A 20,347-nucleotide genomic window follows, 5' to 3' on the forward strand; every position below is an offset into this window, starting at 1 on the left:
CGAATTTATCTTGTTGAGCAACGTGCCACCATCTTTGCCCAATACATAATAATTAATTAGTGTTTGCTCCACGGCTTTTGCATCCGCCCGAGAAAGATTCTCCAAGCCTTCAATTTTTCAATGACAATTCCTTTTTCGCGCATGTGCGCCTGACCACGCTTCAGAATATCATCGGAAATTCCGACATACCGTGTCGTGCCATCCACCACACAACTATAAACACAGGTCTTTCCGCCTATGGTTGCTCTACTTGCAGCAACCTCCTGCCCGGCCCTCTCGGCCGCATCGATGACCTCGTCATTGCCGCTCTTGCGGAGCGCGCCCATGATCTTCATGCCGATCTTATCGCCGGGCACGAACGCCCCTGCGGTCAGGGTCACGCCGGTCTCGAGGGCGAAGTCCTTGACCATCTGGGCGGCTTCGGCGCAGGCGGCCGTGTCGCCTGCGTCGCAGGCAAGCCCCGCCTTGGTCAGCTGGTAGGCGTCGTAGCCGGTGAGGGCGTAATCGGCTGCCGTCAGGCCGATGACGAAGACGGCGATGAGAGCCGGAAGGATGTTGTTGTCGACGTCGCGCATTGCCGCGTCGACGGTGGTGTTCAGATTGTCCGGGTCGCCGCCCGAGGCCAGCCAGCCGGCGACCGCTGCGATCATCTTCAGCTTGGCGCGGTATTCCTCCGGCGTCTCGGCCGTGATGCCGCTTGCCGCGGCGATATCGGTGACGAGCGTGCCGAGGGCGGCGGCGCCGCAATTGCCGCCGCTTGCCTCGGCTGCCGCGCAGTTGATCAGCGCCTTGGCGACCGTCTTTTCAAGCGACACCGCCAGATGCCCGCCGGCGTCGGCAACCTCCGAGATCGCCGCACCCGCAACGGCGTTTACGGCGACGGACAGAAGCGACTGTGAAAAGCCGGACCCGAAATCCGTGCCGTACACGAGCGCGGAAAGGCCTTCGGTGATTGCCCCGTCGACAGCGCCGTTCAGCAACCCGGCCATGGTGGGCTGGCCGTTGCCGAAGCCGGGCACCAGATTATCGAGAGCCGGGCTGCCGGTGGCGAAGTCGATATTGACGGCGTCCTTCAGCCCCGCGGTGGCACCGGAGAAGGCGGCGCCCTTGAGAATCTCGCCGATGTCGTAGTTGCCCGAGACGATGCCGTCGAGGCTCTCGACGATGAAGGAGGAAGTGAAGGCTTCGGCGGCGGCCACGGCCCAGCCGCTGAGACCCGGCAGGACCGTTCCGACGATGGCCGGCGCCACGAAGTTGGCAACCGCGACGGCGACGAGGGCCTTGAAGGCGGGCGAGAGGGCGACCTGCTTGTCGTAGAAATATTCGTTGGCAAGGCCGGCCTCGATAAAGGCGAGCCCGGCGATGGCGAGGAGTTCCTCCGGATAGAGATCGCCCGGATTGGCCGGATCGACGCGGGCCTGGTTATAGAGGCTGAGGCTCGCCTGGCCGCCGATCGAGAAGTCGACCGCGCCGCCTGCCTCGAAGGAGGAGAGCGTGGCCGCCTCACGGAAGCTTCTCTCGGTGATCGTCGTCATGGTGACGAGGCCGAGATTGTTGGAGAAGAAGGCCTTGCGCTCGCTGTCGATCGCCGCTTCGACCTTGAAGTCGCCGCCGGTATCGACCGAAAGATTGCCGCCGGCGGCAAGATGCGCCCCGACGAGCGTGGTATCGGCGCCGGAGACGAGGGTCAGATCGAGCGCTGCGAGCGCATCGGTGCCGGTGCTGAAGCGGCTCTCGGCGCTGGAGTTCGTGGTCGAGCCGAAGAGGCCGAAGAAATAGCTTTTCTTCGTCGTGCGGCTTTCCTGGAAAATGTCGGTATAGGCGCCGGCGTAGATGTCGCCTTCCGTCGCCGAGAGGCCGATGTCGCCGCCGGCCGAGACGAAGCGGGAGCCGGCGGTGACGAAATCGCCGGTCTCGGCGATGACGTCGACGTCGCCGGCCGCTGCGATCGAGACGCCCTCATTGGTGACGCGGGCCTTGGAGACGGAGGTCGACTTCTTCTTGAAGAGGCTCTTCTTCTGCGTCTTCGCATCGTAGGAATAGATGTCCTGCGCCGCGGCGAGCACGACCTCGTCCTTCGCCGCGAGGCGGATGGAGCCGCCGCTGTCGAGCGCCGTGCCGACGAGGACCGCGCTGCCGCCGGCAAGCGCCGACAGGTCGCCGCCGGCGTTAAGCTTCGTCGCCGAGCTGGCGACGGTGGAGATGTCGAGGCTGGACCTGCGGCCGCTCCTTTGAAACACGGTGGTGGACTCCACCGCCGACAGCACCAGGTCGCCGGCTGCCGCCAGGCTGAGGGCGCCCGCCGCATCGCCGGTGACGCCGGCAAGCGTCAGCGCGCCGCCACTGACGATCGCGAGGTCGCCGCCGGATTGGAGGGTGGAGAGCTGTTGGTCGACGGTCTCGAAGGTGCCGTTGGCCCAGGTGCCGGCGAAGCTGCGTTCGAGCCCGGTCAAGGTCACGCCGGCGTTCCCGTAGATCGAAAGGTCGCCCGCGGAAACGATCGAGGTGCCGGCTGCGAGGAGTTCGCCGCCGGTCACCAGCGCAACGCTGCCGCCGCTGATCGTGGCGTTCTCGAAGGACGCGGCGTCGAGGGCGGAGAGTGTCAGGGCGCCGCTTTCGGCGATGAGTCTGCCACTATCGACCGAGACCGTGCCTGCGCTGACCGTCAGGCTGCGGCTTCCCGCGATTGTCCCGCTGCTGGTGAGCGAGCCGGAGGCGATCGCCACGTCCCTGCCCTGGATCAGGGCGCCGGTCGCGTCGAGCCAGAGCGGCACGGCCTTCGGATAGACGATGCGCGAGCCCGAGCCGTCTGGCGCCGGCACCTGGGCCGGCTTGTCGAGATAATCGAAAGCGGGGACGGGCACGCGCTCACCCGCGCGCTTCAGGGCAGCGAGGATAGTCTCCCGGCCATTGTTGACGAGGTCGTCCCGGTAGGCGAGCCGCCCCTCGGACATCAGGTAATCAGAGGTGACGAAATTGGCGTATTGCGTGAACTCCGGATCGGTCTCGGCAAGCGTGGTGAGGCCGGCGACGAGGAGCGCATCGACGGAAGCGGTGGGCGAGAGCGAGGGCCGAAGCGGCACGACCGGCAGCAACTTTTCGGAGAGCACCGCGGTATCGACGGGAATGACGGTCGGCGTGCCGGGAAGCGCAACGGACGCCGGTGCGGGCCTGTCCACCGCGACCGGCGCCAAAGGATCGACGACGACCGGCCCGTACCGGTTGACGGCAATCGGAGAAAGCGGATCGAACTTCGCAGGAGGGCCGGTATCGACCTTCGTTTCTGATCCCAGATCGGTGCCTTCGACCTTGCGGACCTCGCTGCCGTTGCCGGCCACGGGCGCCGTATAGTCGTCTGTCCGGGTTTCCGTAAGCTCGAAGTTCTTGTCGCTGGCGGGCGGGACGCCGGCCATGTCCGGATCGCCTGCAGCCTGCCGCTCGGCGATATAGGCGTTGAGTTTGTCGAGCACGTCCTTCGTGGAGAGCTCGGAGGAAGGCAGCGTGATGTTCTCGAGATTGCCGGAGATCGCAACCGTGCCGTTCGCCTCGATGCGGCCGCCGAAGGTGTCGTAGAACTCGACCTTGCCTTCGTGGCAGGTGAAGCAATCCGGGCGCTTATGCACCTCGACGAGGAACTGGCTGGCGCCGAGCGCCTGGTTCTTCACGTCGTCGGCGGTGATGACGATGTTTTCGGCCGCCGAAATATTGCCGTAGATGTTCTCGACCTTGCCGGCTTTGATGTCGATGCTGCCGCCGGCGACCAACTCGGCAAGCACGCCGTCATCCTGGAAGCGGTCCTGGTAGAGGATCTTGACGATGTCGTAGGCGGCGCCGGACCCGGCGGTCATCGCGTTCCACGGCGAGGTTGCAGCGGCCACCAGCCGGTTCGAATAGACCGTTGCGGTTTCACCCGTCGCGGGATCGGTACCGGTGCCTTCGACCTCGAGCGAGGTCGGTTTGAGGATTGCCTTGACGTCGTCCGTGACGGTGGTGCCGCCGGAGGCGAGCGTGTCCCAGAGCGCCGCATAGGCTGCGGCGTTTTGCGGCAGGATGTCGCCGTTTGAGGCGAAGGCGGTGTCGCTGACGAGCTCTTTGATCGCGGCGGCCGGATCGGGCGTTCCGGCGGCATTCGCCCTGGCGAGCATGTCCGACCAGATGCCGGCGAAGGCGGCGGCGAGCGCCGTACCGCTCGGTGTCGTCACGCTCGGTTTGACGATCGAGCGGCTTGTGGCGGAGAGCAAGGAACCGCCACTCACCAGGTCGGCCCAGAGCGCGGCATAGGCACCGGCATGGGACGGCTTGATGTTGCCGTTGGCATCGAGATAGGCGGGATCGATCAGCTTGAGGATCTCTTCCGCCGGCTCGGTCGTCCCGGCACTGCCTTTCTCGAGCCATTTGATGATCTGGCTCGAGCCTATCGTGGGCGCGGTGCCGACATTGTAGACCTCGTTCGCGCGGATCGTCAGGTCGCCCTGGAGAGCCTCGATGCGGCCATCGGTGTTCTGGACCACATCTGCGGGATCGAGCGCGGTGTTCGCGGCAAGCGTGATCGAACCGTTCGCCCAGATGACGCCGCCATTGTTCAGGATCTGATCGTTGTAGATCGCGAGGTCGCGGCCGGAGACGAGCGCGGCGGCGTTGATGAAGGGGGCGGCGGCTGCAATCGTCAGGGTATCGCCGCCCGAGACGAGACCGGTATTGGCGAAGGTGCCGGCGGAGACGAGATCGATAGAGCCGCCGCTGAGCGTGCCGCTGCTCTTCAGACCGCCGGAGCCGGCATTCACGGCAAGCAGGCCGGTTGCGGCAAGCTTTCCGGCGATATCGACGGCATCCGCAGAAATTGCCGCATCGCCGGCGCGAATGCTCGAATTTGCCGTGGCTGCGAAAGCGGTGGCCGCGGCGATCGTCAGCGCCGACGTGCCCTCTATATTGCCTTGATTGTCGATCGCCGCCCCGGAAGCAAGCGTCGTGCTGCTGCTGACGAGGCTGCCGGAATTGAGCAGGCCACCGGTGCCGGCGGAGACGTTCAGGCCGGTATCGGCGAGGGTCGTGCCGGCAGAGAGAATCCTCTCGGCGGCGAGGTCCACGGCGCCGCCATCGATGCGGGCGTCGGCCGTGGTGGTCAGCGTTTTGCCGGCGTCAAGCCGGATCGCCCCGTCGCCTGCGAGGACGCCGCTGTTGGTGATATTCTCGGCGGCGGCAAACAGGTCCTGGGCGCCGACGATGCGGCCGTCGTTGCGGAACGCCGCCGTGGTCTCGAAGCGCGCCGATCCGCCGATGAGCGTCCCGCTGTTGCCGATACCGCCACTGTCCGCGACGATCTCCAGCGTCCGGTCGGCCACGATCGTGCCGGCGGTAGCGACTCTTGCAGCATCGATCGCGACCGCGCCGGCCTGGATGCCGGAGCCACGGCCGGTGGCGACGGTTCGATCGGCGTCGATCCCAACGCGACCGCGGCTGAGCAGCGTGCCGTCGTTGGTGACGGCCGCGGCGTCGATGACGACCTTATCGATCCCCTCGACGACCCCGGCATTACCGACCTCGCCCGTGGACACGAGCTCGGCAGTCGAGGCGCTGATCGTTGCCGAACTGGCGGTTCCGCCGCTGCCCGAAGCGAGCCGGAGCGTCGTTTCGGCAAGGATGACGCCGGCGGTTGCAAGGCTCTCCCCGGAGACATCCACGGCACCGCCGGCGACCCTGGAACCGTCATCGGTGACGACCGAACGCGCGGCCTTCAGCAGAACGAGGCCATTGCTGGAAAGCACGCCGCTGTTGCGGATATCGGTCGCCGCGATGAGCAGTTCGGTACTGCCCGCGACCGCGCCCTCGTTGCGGAAGGAGCCTCCCGTCCCCGCGACCGCCCGGGCGCCGACGAGCGTGCCGCTGTTGACGATACCGCCGCTTGCCGAGACGATTTCGAGGGCGGCGTCGGCGACCACTGTGCCGGCCGAACGGACCGAACCACCCGTGAGTGCGACCGATCCCCCGGCGATTTCGGCGGCGGCCATCGTTGACAGCGTCTGCTCCGCCGAGAGGCCGATCGTGCCTTCGCTGGTGATCGAGCCGCTCACCAGCAGACTGGCGGCGGCATCGAGGGAGACGGCGCTGCGTCCGCTGATGGCGCCGCTATTCGCAAGTTGACCCTTTGCCGTAGCGTTAACGGTCTCGCCGGCCAGAAGCCCGCTGTTGCCGATGCCGCCGCCTCCGGCCGCAATCGTCAAGGCGGCGTCTGCGACGACCGTGCCGGCGGAGTGAAGCGCTGCCGCTGAGAGGGCGACATTCCCGCCGGATGTCTCGGAGTCCTTGCCGAGCGCCATCGTCGCGCCCGACTGCAGCCGCACTGTCCCGAGGCTGGAGATCACCCCTTCATTGCCGAGATCGGCGGCGGCGGCGATTGCCACCTCGTCCCGGCCGCCGATCTGCCCCTCGTTGAGGAGGGCGGCCGCCGAGCGGATGCCGGTCGTCGCCGCCTGGACGGTTCCCCTATTGGACAGACCTCCCGCCGCCGCTTCGATCGTCAGTGCAGCATTGGCGACGATCGTGCCGGCGGTTTCGACCGTTCCGCCGCTGAGTGCGACGGTTCCGCCTGATATCTTCGAGCCGGCCGTTGCCGAAAGCCTGAGCCCGGCGGATATATCGAGTGCACCCGCGGCCGCGATGGTGCCGCTGTTGGCCGTGTCGCGCGTGGCAACGAACGTCGCCGATGCCCCCGCGAGCGAACCGCTATTGGCGATCGAATCGAGGCTCTCGATACGCAGGTCACGAGCAGCGAGGATCGCGCCGGAATTGCTTGTATTGCCGGTGCTGGCAATGGCCACCGATTCGCCGCTGAGTTCGCCATTGTTCGCCAGACCGCCGGAGCCGGCCGTCACGGCCAGAGCGCCGGCGGCCTTGAGCAAGCCCGCGGTCGCTACCGCCGTGCCGCCGAGCCGCAGGCTGCCGGCCGAGACCTTCGCGCCCGCTCCCGCTTCGAGCGTCTCGCCGGCAGCGAGTTCTGCTGCCCCGCCGGCGTCCAGACTGCCCTTGAGGGTGAGGTTCCCGCCGGCCGTGAGCACGGCGCTGCGCGCCGAGAGCGCCGCATCGGCCCCGACGGTGAGGGAACTGCCCGTCGAGCGCAATGTGAGCTTGCCGCGGGCCGCGACGGCGGCTGCGACATTGGCGGCGCCGGCGCTTTCGAGCAGGATGTTGCCGCCGGAGGCCTGGCCGGTAAAGGTCAGCGCGCCTCCCGTGCGGATGTCGACGAGGTCGCCCTGTTCGGAGGTTACGGACCCTTCGAGCAGAAGCGGTCCCTCGCTGCGCACGATTACCTTCTGCCTGGCCTTGAGGCCGACGCCGGAGGATGAACCGAGGCTCAGGCGTCCGGCACTCGAGAGCGAAAGGCTGGATCCCGAGGCCATTTCTCCATCGATGCGCACCCCGACGCCGCGCTCCGTGGCGATCATCTGAATGGCATCGGCGTACATGCCGCCAAGTGCCGAGACGTCGACGGCGAGCGCCGGCGCGGCCCCGGTTCCGTCCTGGGGTGCGACGCCGGTTACCTTTCCGGTGGCCGGATCGTAGGACCAATCGTATTTGACGGCGTTGGCGCCGCTGACGACGTTCAGGCCTTTGGCACGCATGCGGCCGTAGATCGCGGCCGCGCGCGCGATGACGTCGACACGTCCCGTATCGGAAGCGCCGACGCGGCTTTCCGGGTTCAGGCCTGCGCCGGTGATCGTCACGGTGCCCTGGCGCACGTCGAACCGGTCGAGGCCACCGGCCGCGTTCAGCGCCGGGGCTCCGGTCGTAAGTGTCGCGCGGCCCGTATTGATGAAGCCGCAGCCGCTGCAGGTGATGCCGTACTCGTTGGCAAGCACGACGTCCATCGCCGGTCCGCCGACCTCGAGCATTCCGTTCAGCTCGGCCGCACTGCCGCCGACGACTTCGCCGATCCAGAGCTTTGCCGGATTGGCGGGTTTGAGGTTCGGATTGCCCTCGATCCATCCGCCGAGTTCGGTCGTGACATTCGTCGGCGAGTTGTTGAGGATCAGGTCCCCGGCGGAGAACTTCCTGTATTGATCATGCGAGACGCCGGCGGCATTCGGCGTGTCGATATTGAGGATCGTCGTTCCGTTATTGGCGCGGTCGACACGCGGGCGGGCAGTGTCGGGTTTGACATGGACGATCTCGCCGGCACGAACGAGCACGGGCTGGAATGCCAGGACGGCGGCAAGCAGCCCGCTGATCGACCGTTTGAACCCATTCTTCATTCCCGAACCCTCATGGTGCCGGCCCGGGCCCGCAGACTGTGGCCGTCGGCAATGCCTCAAAAGCCGATTGGCCGGCCCGCCTGCGCGGACCGGCCAAAATCCTCAAAACCGCAGGTCGACGCCTGCGTAGCCGATGGTCCGCCCGGCCCCGAAATCCGAGGGCCGGTCGAGCGCATGCGCCAGGACGAGGGACATGAACATGCGTTGCCGGATGATGACGTCGGCCGACAGGCTGACGCCGATCAGGTGACGTTGATCCCATTGCCGCAGCGGTGAGGGCTTAAGCCAGCCGACGTCCAGTCCGGCGCCGAGGCGCGCCTCCAGCCCCGGACGGCTGAAGGCCAGCCACTCGAGCGTGTTGCGGAAATAGATGCCGCTTTCGCCGTACATGTTGTCATCGTGGAATCCGCGGACACTCGACCAGCCGCCGATCGAGAATTGCTCCGATGCCGGGAGGATATCGCTGGCGAGCTGCGCCGAAATCACGCCCCTATAGGTCAGCGGACTGGAACCGAGCGGCTGTTCGTTGGTGAGACGCAGGCTCCAGCTCTTGAAGCTGGGGTCGATGGCGCTCTTGTCGGGAACCTCGCTGCCGATCGCCTCGATACCGAAGCGCGCGCTCGCGTCGAACTCGAACTTGCCGGCGCCGGCAAAGGTCTCGCCGCGCAGGCCGAGGCTGCCGGTCGCAAGCCGCTGGCGCTGGCTTTCGATTTCGTAGCCTTCGATGAAGCTTGCCGAGCGGCTGAACTTGAGGCCACCATAGGCATGGAGTTTGCTGATGCTGTCGCGCGAGATCAGGCGCTCGAGGGTGAGCGACAGATGCCGGGAGCGGCCGGAGACGGGATAGGTCTGGTTGACGCCGTCGAGAGCGAAGGCATAGCGGCTGGTGCCCGCATCGAGCCCAAGGGACCAATTGCCGTAGGGAATGAGAGTGTTCACCGACAGCGCGTCGGAATAGCGGCTGCCGCGCGGGTCGAACGGCGTGGAACTCAGGCTGAAGCTCAGCTGGTCGTTGATGCCGATCAGGTTGTCGATGCCGACCGTGGCATTGCCCTTGTAGACACCGGTCGACTTGAAGCCGGTATTGTCGGTCGAGAGATTGGCGTGGAACCGCCGCTCATCCTCGGACAGCACCTGGACGAAGGAACCGCCGACGGCTTGGCCCGGAATCAGCTGGAACTTCGCCGAAGCCGACCGTGGCGCGTTGTAGTTGTCGAGGCCCTGCTCGATGTCGCGGAGATTGAGGAGATCGCCCCGCGCGGCGGGGAATGCGGCGGCGAGGCGCCGGTCCGCCTGCCGGCCGTCGCCATAGACATAGCCCTCGATGCGGCCCGGAATGACGGATATTTCCAACGATCCGTCCGAGACGTCCTGTTCGGGCAGGTAGGCGCGCGTGGTGATGTAGCCTTCCTCCTGGTAAAAGGCGTTGATGCGGCCGAGCGCACGGGCGATATCGGCCGCGGTAGCGCAGGTGCCGACGAGCTGCTCGTGGCCCGCCGGAGGCTTGCCGAATGGTTCGTGGCCGGTAATCCGGATCTCACGGATGGTGAAACAGGGCCCGCCCTCCGCAGGTGCCGAGCCGCTCTCTGCGGCGGGGACTTCGGAAGCGCTCTCCGCGCGGGCGCGCGCCGCATCGCGCCTGGCGCGCTCGGCTTCGGCGCTGGTGCTTGCCTCGTTCTGCAGGGTGTCGCGCAGCGTGTCGATCGATTGCGCAAAGGCTGGTGCGCTGCAAAGGAGCCACAACAGGCTGGCCAAGAGGCGATGGCTTACGGGCCGAATCAACGAGAAGGTCTGTCTCACGGTCACGGCTTGCCTCCGCGCTTCAGCCCCTCGAGCGCTTTCGAAAAGCCGTTAAGGGAGACGGCGAACTCGACCGCCTTGTCTTTCGCAGTCCATATGCGGACCTTGGCTGCTGCGCCGCGGCGAAAAGCGTCGAGGACCGGACCGGCGAGCTTGAAGCCGGCATGGCAGCCGGCATCATCGCAGAGTTCGAACAGCGCCTTGAACGGCCGGCGCTTGTCGACACGGATCTCGATGCCGGGCACGAGGTACACCCTTTGCGGGGCAGTAATGACCGCGAACTCCCCCGACCCGTCCGAAGCGGGCGTGACCGTCAGCAGGAAAGCCGGCGGAGCTCCGTTGCGGGTCTCAGGTGCGGCGTACATCTGGCATGAGGCCGGGACATCCTCCCGGCACTCGACCTTCCAGGCGGGCGAGCCCGATGCTGCCGCGGCGGACGAGCATGGAAGCGTTGCGGCAAGGAGCACCAGGGCGATCAGGAACGTTGTAACCGACATGCCCGGCTACTCGCCGGTTTGGTCGATCGGAAGCGCTTTCCAGTCACGCGCGGTGGCGTGCGCCTTTTTGAGTTCCTCCGGTCTCAACCGCGCGCCAAGCTCGTCGCGCAGGGATGCGGCCTCGACGTGGCCGCGGGCGGCCGCGAGATTCGCATAGGCGTGTGCCATTATCGGATCAGCGTCGACGCCCACACCCTCGGAATAGGCCCTTGCGAGTTCGTAGAGCCCCATCGGATTGCCGGCGGCGGCGGTTCGGCGGAAATACGAGACTGCCCTGTGGCGATCGGCATCGACGCCGTTCCCCTCCCGATGAGCGAGTCCGAGATAGTTGAGGGCGGCGACACTGTGCTGCGCGGCAGCCTTTTGCCAGTAATCGATTGCCTTCGCCCAATCCTGACCGACAGCCTTGCCTTCCGAATAGATCAGGCCGCAATTGAACTGACCGTTCGGATCGCCCGCCGCGGCCGCGGCGCAGATCAGTTCGGTGGCGCGGGCGTAATCCTGGATGACCAGTTCGCCCTTGAGATACATCAGACCGAGCCGGTTCTCGGCCTTGGCGCTCTTCTTGCTGACTGCAGCGGCATAAAGTTCCGCGGCGCGCCTCATGTCCTTGTCCGTCCCGAGCCCCATTTCGAAGAGTCGCCCGATATAGAAGGCTCCATCGGCGTCACCGGCCTCGTAGGCCTCCTGGAATTCCTTGACCGCTCCGGCGATGTCGCCGCCTTCGAGCGTTTTGATCCCCTCGGCGACGCCCGCCCGGGCGGTCGTTGCCGACACCAGTAAGAGCAGGCTCAACGAAGCGTAAAAGGATGCGGTCATGAGGGCCTCGAGTCGGGTGCAGGAACTGCCTGGGACAATCGTGCGATCCGTCGGTGCCAGCCGAAATGGAACGTCAGTGGCGCGAGCGCGGAATCCCTCCGCGCAGCGCAGTCCGTCTCACGCCATCTCGTCGTACAAGACCGAGCGAATCCAAGGAATCAAAGCGCGAATAGCTGATTATATGCAAATAAGGGTTGTGTTGCGGAAGACGAATTCAGCCAGGCAAAACAAGGACCGGCCGGCCCCAGCGCCGGCCGGTCAAGGCTGGAGGCTCATGCCGAATTGCGCGGCGGGCGCTTGCCGGCAAAAAGATCCGTATGGCTGCGCAGGAAACGTGTCATCCGGTCTACGACGGTGCGGATGTCGCGCCTGTGGCGGTCCTCGTTGTTCATGACGATCCACTGCCGATGTCTGAGCGGCTCGATCTCGTCGCCCACCCGCTCGAGCAGAGGATCGAGATCGCCGACGAAACAGGGCAGCACCGCCCGTCCCGCGCCGGCGCGCGCGAGATCCAGCAAGGACCGAGGCCGTGTGACGGCTGCAACGATCCGGCCCGGCGCATGCTCGTGCGGCCATTTCAGATAGGCCGATATCGCATCCTCTTCGGCGACTGCGACCCAGCGCTCCACTCCGCCCGGCGCGTTCTTCTGCCGGTAGGCGGCATAGGCGACTTCGCCCACCGGCCGCGCCGCAAGATAGGTTTCCTCCGGCTCGAAGGCTCGGATGCCGATATCGCTTTCGCGGTAGGCGAGATTCGCCCGCGCCTCGCCGATCGTCAGCGAAATGTTGAAAGCGTCCCGTTCCGTGCAGATGGCGGGAAAATTCTCGGCGATCAGCCAGGAGACCCATGTGCCGGCCGCGATGCGGACGACGGTCGCCCCCTCGCCCTCCTTCTGCCAGCTTTCGACCTTGCGGGCCGCCGCCTCCATTTCCTGCAACTGTTCGAAGAGAAAGCGGCCGTCTCCCGTCAGCGTGTAGCCGGTCTGGCTGCGGATGAAGAGCGAGCGGCCGATGCGCTCCTCGAGTTCCAGCATCCGGCGGCCGACCGTCGCAGGGCTGAGGCCCGTCGCCTGCGCCGCCCCGGTTAACCCGCCGGTACGCGCCACCGTGACGAAGCAGCGGTAGATGTCCCAATCCGTGTTTTTCATAGCTGAAAAACATATGGGGAAATCGGCTGTATGTAAAACAATTCCGGATGCATGAAAAAGGGGATGCCCAAGAATGAAGGAGCATCACCATGGATATGATGGCAATGGCACTGCTGTTCGATATGGCTTCGAGAAACCGTCCCTGGGACGAGAGATTCGAGCCCCGGACGCCGAGCCGCCGGCGGCATTTCGCGAAACGCCTGCTTGCGACAGTGTTCCGCAGGCGGCAACCGGCGGAGACAAGTGATGGTTGCGCCGGCAGCTTTGCTGTTTCCTGCGCAGGCGGCGTCAAATGAAAGCGCCGTGCATCCGGGATGCACGGCGCCCCTAGCAGCGTTTTGAATCCGATTAGGCCGCCCGGTAGCTGTGGTCGGCTGCGGCCACCGGCTCGAGCCGGAACTGCTCGACCAGCATCATCAGCGTATCCGCCTGATTGGCGAGCGCCCGGCTGGTGCCGGTCGCCTTCTCCACCATCGAGGCGTTCTGCTGCGTCATCTGGTCCATCTGGTTGACGGAACCGTTGACCTCGTTCAGGGCTGCGGCCTGATCGCGGCTGGCCGTGGCGATCATCTCGACATGCTGGCTGACCGTGACGATCTCGGCGCTGATCGAGGCGAGCACCGCGCCCGTTTCCTTGACGAGACGCGAGCCGGAACTCACCTCTTGGGTCGATTTGTCGATCAGCCCCTTGATCTCTCGCGCCGCCTCGGCCGAGCGCTGCGCCAGTTCGCGCACTTCCTGAGCCACGACGGCAAAGCCCTTGCCCGCCTCGCCGGCACGCGCCGCTTCGATACCGGCATTGAGCGCCAGGAGATTGGTCTGGAAGGCGATATCGTCGATCACTTCGATGATCTGCTCGATCTGGCGGGAGGCCGCCTCGATGCGTCCCATGGCGGCGACGGCGTTGGTGACGACCGTCGCCGAACTGTCGGCGCTCCGCTTGGTATGAGACACGGCCTGGTTCGCCTCGTGCGCCCGCTCCGCCGAGGAGCGCACCGTCACGGTGATCTGGTCGACGGCCGCCGCCGTCTCCTCGAGCGAAGCGGCCTGAGCCTCTGTCCGCTTCGACAGCGCGTCGGCGGACCGATGCATGTCGGCGCCACCCTGCTGGATCGCCTGGGCATTGGCGCGAATTTGCGCCAGCGTATCCTGAAGGCGGAAGAGCGATCCGTTGAAATCCAGCCGCAACTGTTCGAGACGGCCGGCGAAGGGCACTTCGATCTGCCGCGACAGGTCGCCCTGTGCCAGGCGTCCGAGACCGGCTGCGAGTTCGCTCACGGCAAGATCGATCTGTCTGTCGAGCTCGCGCTTCTCGGCATCGTTGCGGCTGCGCTCGGCTTCCGCGCGGGCACGCTCTTCGGCGCTTTCCGCCTCGATGCGCACCTTGGAGAGCGCATTTTCCTTGAAGACGCCGAGGGCACGCGCCATGTCGCCGATCTCGTCTCGGCGCGTGCCGCCGTCGATCGAGGTATCGAGCGCGCCGTCCGCCAGCCGCCGCATGGCAGCCGTGATCTGGCCGATCGGCTTTTTCAGCGTGAGCGTGAGCGCGATGCCGGCCAGGAGCGCGATCACGACGCCGGTGATCGTCGCCGCAACGGAGATCTGATTGGCTTCCGCACGCTCGCTGCCGGCGGCGACCTTCTGCTGCTCGGCAAACCCGGTGAGGTCGCTCCAGATCTCGTTGATCGCGGCGCCCGCGGCCTCGAATTCGACAGTGCGCTTATCCGTGATCTCGACCAGCGCAAGGCCATCCTTCTTCATCCCGTCGATGATCGGCAGAAGTGCGCCGGCGGCCTGGTCGAAGAAGCTCATGCCGCTCGCGATGCCGCGCAGAGTTGTGAGGTTGGACTGGACTGCAAGGAACCTGTCGAGGAGCTTCTTGCGGCTTTCCTCGCTCGTCGTTCCGAGAAATGCCGCGGCGGCGATCTGAATGTCGGTAAGCGATGTGGAGAGCCTGCGTGTCGCGGTCAGTACCGACTCCGTCCCCGCGATCTTGCCGTCGAGCTCGCTGAATATCTGCGTCGCCTCGCGCATCTTGCCGACCGAAGCTGCCTCCAGCCGGAAGCTGGCGGTGCGGAAACGGTCGACATATTTGGAAAGGCCGGCGAGCGTTTCGGGGCCGGGCGGCGTCTTGATAAGGGCGCCGATCGCCCCGGAAGCAGAATTGACGGTTTCGGCAAGGGATTTCTCGCCTTTCGGCAAAAGCACGAAGATATCCCGTTGCGTGCGGCCTATGGCCGGGAAGTGACCCTCTGCGACCTTCAGCTTCTCCTCGACCGTTATCGCCCCGCTCACCTCGGTCGCGAATTCGGCGTAGAAGCGGCTGGCACGCATGAGTTTTTCGGCGTTGCGCAGCATCGTCTTCGCCGCATTCTCGTCCTTGCGCACCGCGTATTGCAGCCGGTTCGCCTCTTCGTTGATCTTCGCCTGTTCGGCCGCCAGACGCTCCAGATCGGCCCTCGTCTCGGCCCGGAGCTTCTGCTCGCCCTCATGCAATGTCCAGAGCCCGTCGATGCGCGTCTCGATGTCGCCGGTGGCGGCAATGGCGGCAGCCAGCTCGTCCTCGCCGTTTCCGCCCGCAACCTGCGCCGCGGTTTCGGCCAGAACTTCCTTCTGCGTGACGATTGCGTCCTTGAGCATCCGCCGACTTTCGTCGGTTGTCTGCTGCAGGAAGTTGTTCATCTGGGCATAGACGTCCTTGAAGCCGCTCAGCGTCTTGAGGACGCTGTTCGAAATCTCCATGCGGCCCTGCAGCAGTCCAGAGGCATAAAGTCCGGTTATGCCGACGGCCGAGATGCTGACGACGAAGGGCAGGATGAAGAACAGAACCTTCGTCTGAATCTTGAAGCGGGCAAGTATCCTGTCGATGAACATGGAAAACACCTTGGCTACAGCGCGCGTTCGCCTCCCCGATGGCTCGAAGCGCTCCGGGGCGCGTCAGGTGAACGCACCAAAGGCGCTCGGGCGCCACCCGATGCGCAAACAGGCTGATGTTTTTCGGAAAAGTCATGCGGCGCACGCCGCCAGCCCGCCAGCAGTCATTGCGGGACCGCGCAGCCGGCTTGGCGGCGAGGACCTGGCGGTGCTCATTTGCTCGCCATAATCATTTCAAACGATTAAGAATTCCATAAGCGGAATTTGCCCCGTTGGGGGCGAAATACCGGTGCTCCGGCGCATCGACGTGGCGCGTCGGAAGCGACGCCTCAAAGCCAGGAAAAGAGAGCAACGGCCGTGACGGCAAACAGAGCGAGCGTCGCGAGGTAAGCCGTCAATTCGTTCTGCCCGCGGCTTTTCTCTGCGCGGGCAATGGCTATTGCACGGGGACGGCGGCGTTGCTGGTTCATGGCCTCTTGTCCTTGTCGCTGCAACACCGAGCGTCTTGGGCGCGCAAGGTCGATGCAGCACTTCGAGTTGCCAGCAAAGACCGGTCTGCCTTTGCCGTTACGATTATGGTGCATCCATCCTGCGGCTGAAGAAAGTCCCCGAAATGGAAACAATGTGGTTTCCGTTTGTTGACTTCCGCTGCCCTTCGAGGCTGTCGCGCCATGATAAACAGGTTCAGTAATTTCCCTTATATTTCCCTTAAGAATGGCCGAAGAAGCAAATCACCAATTTTGCCGCACGGTTACACGTCTTGACCGGCGACGAAGCCCGACGCCCAGGCCCATTGGAAATTGTAGCCTCCGAGCCAGCCGGTCACGTCGACACACTCGCCGACGAAGTAGAGGCCGGGGACTTCCTTTGCCTGCATGGTCCGGGAGTCGAGCGCACGCGTATCGACGCCGCCGAGCGTGACCTCGGCCGTCCGGTAGCCTTCCGATCCCGCCGGCTTCACCGCCCAAACCTGGATGGAGCTGGCAAGCGCGTCGATCGTCTTGTCGGAAAGGTCGGCAAGCATGCGCCCCGTCAGCTTCGCTTCGTCGGCGAAGAACTGCGCGAGCCGGCGCGGCAGGATGTCGGCAAGTGCCGTCTGGACTGCCTGGCGGCCGTTCGCCCGGCGCATTCCCTTGAGGATCGAGGCGATATCGATGTCCGGCATCAGCCGGAGGACGATCTCCTCACCCTCACGCCAATAGGATGAAATCTGCAGGATAGCCGGTCCGCTCAAGCCTCGATGGGTGATGAGGACAGCCTCGCGGAAGGCGGCCTTCCCGAACCGCGCCTCGGCATCGGCCGCGACGCCGGCAAGCGCGCCGAGCTTTGCGAGCTGCGCCTGGTCGAGTGTCAGGGGAACCAGTGCCGGCCGGGTTTCGACAACAGGCAAGCCGAACTGCTCCGCCATGCGATAGGCAAGACCCGTCGCTCCCATTTTCGGGATGGACTTGCCGCCGCTCGCCACGACCAGCGAGGCGGCGTCGACCGTGCCGGTGCTCGTCGTCACACGGAACCCGGAGGCGGTCCTCTCAACCTCGCCGATGCTGGTTTCGAGCCTCAGTTGCGCTCCCGCCCCCTTCATCTCCGCCATCAGCATGCGGATGATGTCCTTGGCCGAATGATCGCAGAAGAGCTGGCCGAGCGTTTTCTCGTGCCAGCCGATGCCATGGCGCTCGACGAGAGCGATGAAGTCCTGCGGCCGGTAGCGGGCGAGCGCCGACTTGCAGAAATGCGGGTTGCCGGACAGGAAGTTCCTGGGGGACGCATGGATATTCGTGAAATTGCAGCGGCCGCCGCCCGAGATGCGGATCTTCTCGCCGGGCGCCCTGGCGTGGTCGATGACGAGCACGCGGCGCCCGCGCTCACCCGCCTCGATGGCGCACATCATGCCGGCGGCGCCCGCCCCGATGATCACCACGTCCTGCTTTTCCGCCACGGAAGCTTCCTTCTGTTTCCGTATCCTCCTTTCCGGCGAGCAGGGCGAAAGTCAATCGCGTGCATCTAGCTAATTGCCAAACTGCGGCTATGATTGCGCTATCCGAAGCCAAACCCGGTGATTTATGTCTTCCAAGAGAAGTGTTGCCCAAGAGACAGCAAAGGTCAGCAAGAGTTCGAAGATACCCCCCGCCCTGCATGCCGCCCGTGGCGTGAAGACCTGGACCGAAGCGGTCGACTGGCTCAAGATCCGCGGCATCGAAGATATCGAGTGCATCACGCCGGACCTTGCCGGCGTTGCGCGCGGCAAGATGATGCCGACGTCCAAGTTCACGTCCAATACCTCGCTTGCCTTGCCCTCGGCGATCTACCGGCACACGATTTCCGGCGAATATCCGGAGGAGACCGGGCAATTCCGCTATGATTCCCGCGACAGCGACATCAAGCTCGTTCCGGACCTGTCCACCCTTTCCATCGTTCCATGGGAAAGCGACCCGACGGCGCAGGTCATCTGCGACATCGTCGGCTCGCAGGGCGAGCAGATCAGCTACACCCCGCGCAATGTGCTGAAGCGCGTCATCGAGCTCTACCGGCAGAAGGGCTGGAAACCGGTGGTCGCACCGGAGATCGAATTCTATCTCGTCGCCCAGAACGACGACCCGGACTATCCGCTGCGGCCGCCGAAGGGCCGGTCCGGCCGCTCGATCCTCGGCGGCCAGGGCTATTCGATCGCCGGCATCAACGAGTTCGACGAGCTCATCGACGACATCTACCATTTTTCCGAAAAACAAGGCCTCGAGATCGATACGCTGATTCACGAAGAGGGGCCGGCCCAGCTCGAGATCAACCTCAGGCACGGCGATCCGATCGAGCTTGCCGACCAGGTCTTCCTGTTCAAGCGGACCATCCGCGAAGCGGCGCTGAAGCACGGAATCTATGCGACGTTCATGGCCAAGCCCATGCAGGGCCAGCCCGGCTCCGCCATGCATATCCACCAATCGGTGATCGACATCGAGACCGGCCGCAACATCTTCTCCAATCCCGACGGCTCGCCATCTCAGGCGTTCTTTTCCTTCATAGGCGGCATGCAGCTTTACGTGCCGCGGACGTTGTCGATGATGGCGCCCTATGTGAACTCCTATCGGCGCCTCACGCCGGACATGTCGGCCCCGGTCAACACCGCCTGGGGCTATGACAACCGGACCACGGCGTTCCGTATCCCCGTCTCCGATCCGGTCGCCCGGCGCATCGAGAACCGCCTGCCGAGCTCCGATGCGAACCCCTACCTGGCGCTCGCGGCTTCGCTCGGCTGCGGCTATCTCGGCATCATCGAGGGCCTGCAGGCGACACCGCCCACGGAACACACCGCCAATGAGGGCGAAATCGAACTGCCGCGAGGGCTGCTCGAGGCGGTTTCGCTGCTCGAATCGGCTCCCGCGCTGGCGGAGGTCTTCAGCGCCGAGTTCATCGCCATCTATGCCGGCGTGAAGCGCGGCGAGTTCGAAACCTTCATGCAGGTCATCAGCCCGTGGGAACGCGAGTTCCTGCTCCTGAATGTCTGATCCGGAATAGGGTTCCATGACCTGGCAAAGCCCGATCTCGCCCGGATATTCCTGGTACGAGGCGACGATTCCCGAGCGGCCCGTCTTCCCGGTCATGCCGGGCTCCCGCAAGGCCGACGTCGCCATTATCGGCGGCGGCTACACCGGCCTGCAGGCCGCCTGCAATCTCGCCCGGAGCGGGACGGACGTCACGCTGATCGACGCCTGCCGCTTCGGCGACGGCGCCTCGGGCCGAAATGGCGGGCAGTTCGGCACCGGGCAACGTGTCTGGGCCGACGAAACGGAGGAGGTGCTCGGCCGCGAATGGGCGCAACGGCTCTTCGATATGGCCGAGAACGCCAAGCGCTATGTCCTGGGATTTGCCGAAGAGCACGCGATCGACATCGAATTCATGCCGGGCCAGCTCTCGGTCGGCCACAAGGCAAGCCTCGAAAGGGACTATCGCAACCACGTCGAGGCGATGACCGGGCGGTACGGCTATCCGCACCTTTCCTTCATGGATCGCGAGGAGACCGTGAGCCGGCTCGGCTCCAGCCATTACCACTTCGGTATCCGCGACACCGGGACCGGCCACATCCACCCGATGAAGCTGGTTGTGGGGCTCGCCAGACAGGCGGCGCTCGCCGGCGCCAATCTCTACGAAGGGACGAAGGCGCTCAAGATCGAGAAGAAGGGCGGCGCGGTCGTCATCGAGACGACAAGCGGCACGATCACGGCCGACCGGGCGCTGATCGCCTGCAATGGCTATATCGGCAATCTCGAGCCGGTGACCGCGAGCCACGTCATGCCGATCCGCTCCTTCATCGGCGCGACGACGGTGCTGCACGGCCATCCCGAGATTCTGCCCGGCGGCGAATCGGTCGACGATTCGCGCTTCGTCGTTCGCTATTTCCGAAAATCGAAAGACGGGCGGCTGCTCTTCGGCGGGCGCGAAGCCTACACTGCCGACAATCCGCGCGACATTTCGGCGCACATACGCCGGCAGATCTGCGAAATCTACCCGGATCTCGCCGATGTCGAGATCACCCATGCCTGGGGCGGCTCGGTCGGCATCACCATGCCGCGCCAACCCTTCTGCCGCGAGGTCATGCCGGGCGTCACCACGATCGGCGGTTATTCCGGCCATGGCGTCATGCTCGCCAATTACTGCGGCAAGCTCTATGCCGAGCTCGCGCTCGGCAAGTCAACCGAGCTCGATCTGCTGAAGCAGCTCAAGATACCCGCCTTCCCCGGCGGGACGCGGTTCCGCTCGGCACTCCTGTTCCTGGCGCTCAGCTGGTACGCACTGCGCGACCGTTTCTAAAGGGAAGGCCGTCCCTGATTTCCGACGGTGGCGCAAAGTCCTTGAAATGCCGCATATTTCTGTTCCCCGGACGGCGGTGATATAAGGATCGGTGCGTCGGCAGCCGTGCGGCCGCCCATTTTGTTGCGGTGCACCCTAGCCATTTTAAATCGATTAGATT

General features: G+C 65.0%; 11 protein-coding genes. 3 read left to right on the forward strand and 8 right to left on the reverse strand.

What is annotated here, in order from left to right; all coding sequences use genetic code 11:
• Nucleotides 1-56 precede the first annotated feature (56 nt).
• The 5 genes from M1D34_RS12195 to M1D34_RS12215 form a co-directional block, all read right to left on the reverse strand.
• The gene (locus tag M1D34_RS12195) at nt 57-8,249 is read right to left on the reverse strand and encodes a two-partner secretion domain-containing protein (protein WP_498779211.1); all 8,193 of its coding nucleotides are present in this window, start codon (nt 8,247-8,249) and stop codon (nt 57-59) included.
• 102 nt (nt 8,250-8,351) lie between these two features.
• Complete coding sequence (locus tag M1D34_RS12200; RefSeq protein WP_498779213.1) at nt 8,352-10,055, reverse strand: ShlB/FhaC/HecB family hemolysin secretion/activation protein; 1,704 nt, start codon at nt 10,053-10,055, stop codon at nt 8,352-8,354.
• Nucleotides 10,052-10,546, reverse strand: coding sequence for an invasion associated locus B family protein (locus M1D34_RS12205; RefSeq protein WP_027992367.1), 495 nt, complete (start codon nt 10,544-10,546; stop codon nt 10,052-10,054). Before M1D34_RS12205 ends, M1D34_RS12200 begins: the two co-directional genes overlap by 4 nt.
• 6 nt (nt 10,547-10,552) lie before the next feature.
• Nucleotides 10,553-11,365, reverse strand: a complete 813-nt coding sequence (locus tag M1D34_RS12210; protein WP_498779215.1) for a tetratricopeptide repeat protein — start codon at nt 11,363-11,365, stop codon at nt 10,553-10,555.
• A 272-nt stretch (nt 11,366-11,637) separates the two neighbouring features.
• Nucleotides 11,638-12,513 (reverse strand): LysR family transcriptional regulator, encoded by an 876-nt coding sequence (locus tag M1D34_RS12215; RefSeq protein ID WP_498779217.1) that lies wholly within the window; start codon nt 12,511-12,513, stop codon nt 11,638-11,640.
• An 89-nt stretch (nt 12,514-12,602) separates the two neighbouring features.
• On the opposite strand from M1D34_RS12215, the gene M1D34_RS12220 reads away from it, so the two are divergent.
• On the forward strand, nt 12,603-12,809 hold the full coding sequence (locus M1D34_RS12220; protein WP_003527065.1) for a hypothetical protein: 207 nt from the start codon (nt 12,603-12,605) through the stop codon (nt 12,807-12,809).
• A gap of 52 nt (nt 12,810-12,861) precedes the next feature.
• Here the strand turns inward: M1D34_RS12220 and M1D34_RS12225 are convergent, their stop codons facing one another.
• From M1D34_RS12225 to M1D34_RS12235, 3 genes are all read right to left on the reverse strand, one after another.
• Nucleotides 12,862-15,387 carry a methyl-accepting chemotaxis protein gene (locus M1D34_RS12225; protein WP_498779219.1) on the reverse strand — a complete coding sequence of 842 codons (2,526 nt, stop codon included), beginning with the start codon at nt 15,385-15,387 and terminating at the stop codon, nt 12,862-12,864.
• A 329-nt stretch (nt 15,388-15,716) separates the two neighbouring features.
• Entirely contained in the window at nt 15,717-15,857 is a 141-nt protein-coding gene (locus M1D34_RS12230) for a hypothetical protein (protein ID WP_010968761.1), read from the reverse strand.
• A 281-nt stretch (nt 15,858-16,138) separates the two neighbouring features.
• Entirely contained in the window at nt 16,139-17,323 is a 1,185-nt protein-coding gene (locus tag M1D34_RS12235) for a BaiN/RdsA family NAD(P)/FAD-dependent oxidoreductase (protein ID WP_498779221.1), read from the reverse strand.
• 124 nt (nt 17,324-17,447) lie between these two features.
• Between M1D34_RS12235 and M1D34_RS12240 the strand changes: the two genes are divergently transcribed.
• Nucleotides 17,448-18,884 (forward strand): glutamine synthetase family protein, encoded by a 1,437-nt coding sequence (locus M1D34_RS12240; protein WP_318866925.1) that lies wholly within the window; start codon nt 17,448-17,450, stop codon nt 18,882-18,884.
• Nucleotides 18,885-18,900: 16 nt separating this feature from the next.
• Nucleotides 18,901-20,187, forward strand: a complete 1,287-nt coding sequence (locus M1D34_RS12245; RefSeq protein ID WP_014529034.1) for an NAD(P)/FAD-dependent oxidoreductase — start codon at nt 18,901-18,903, stop codon at nt 20,185-20,187.
• Nucleotides 20,188-20,347 lie beyond the last annotated feature (160 nt).

This window comes from Ensifer sp. D2-11, from assembly GCF_054161295.1.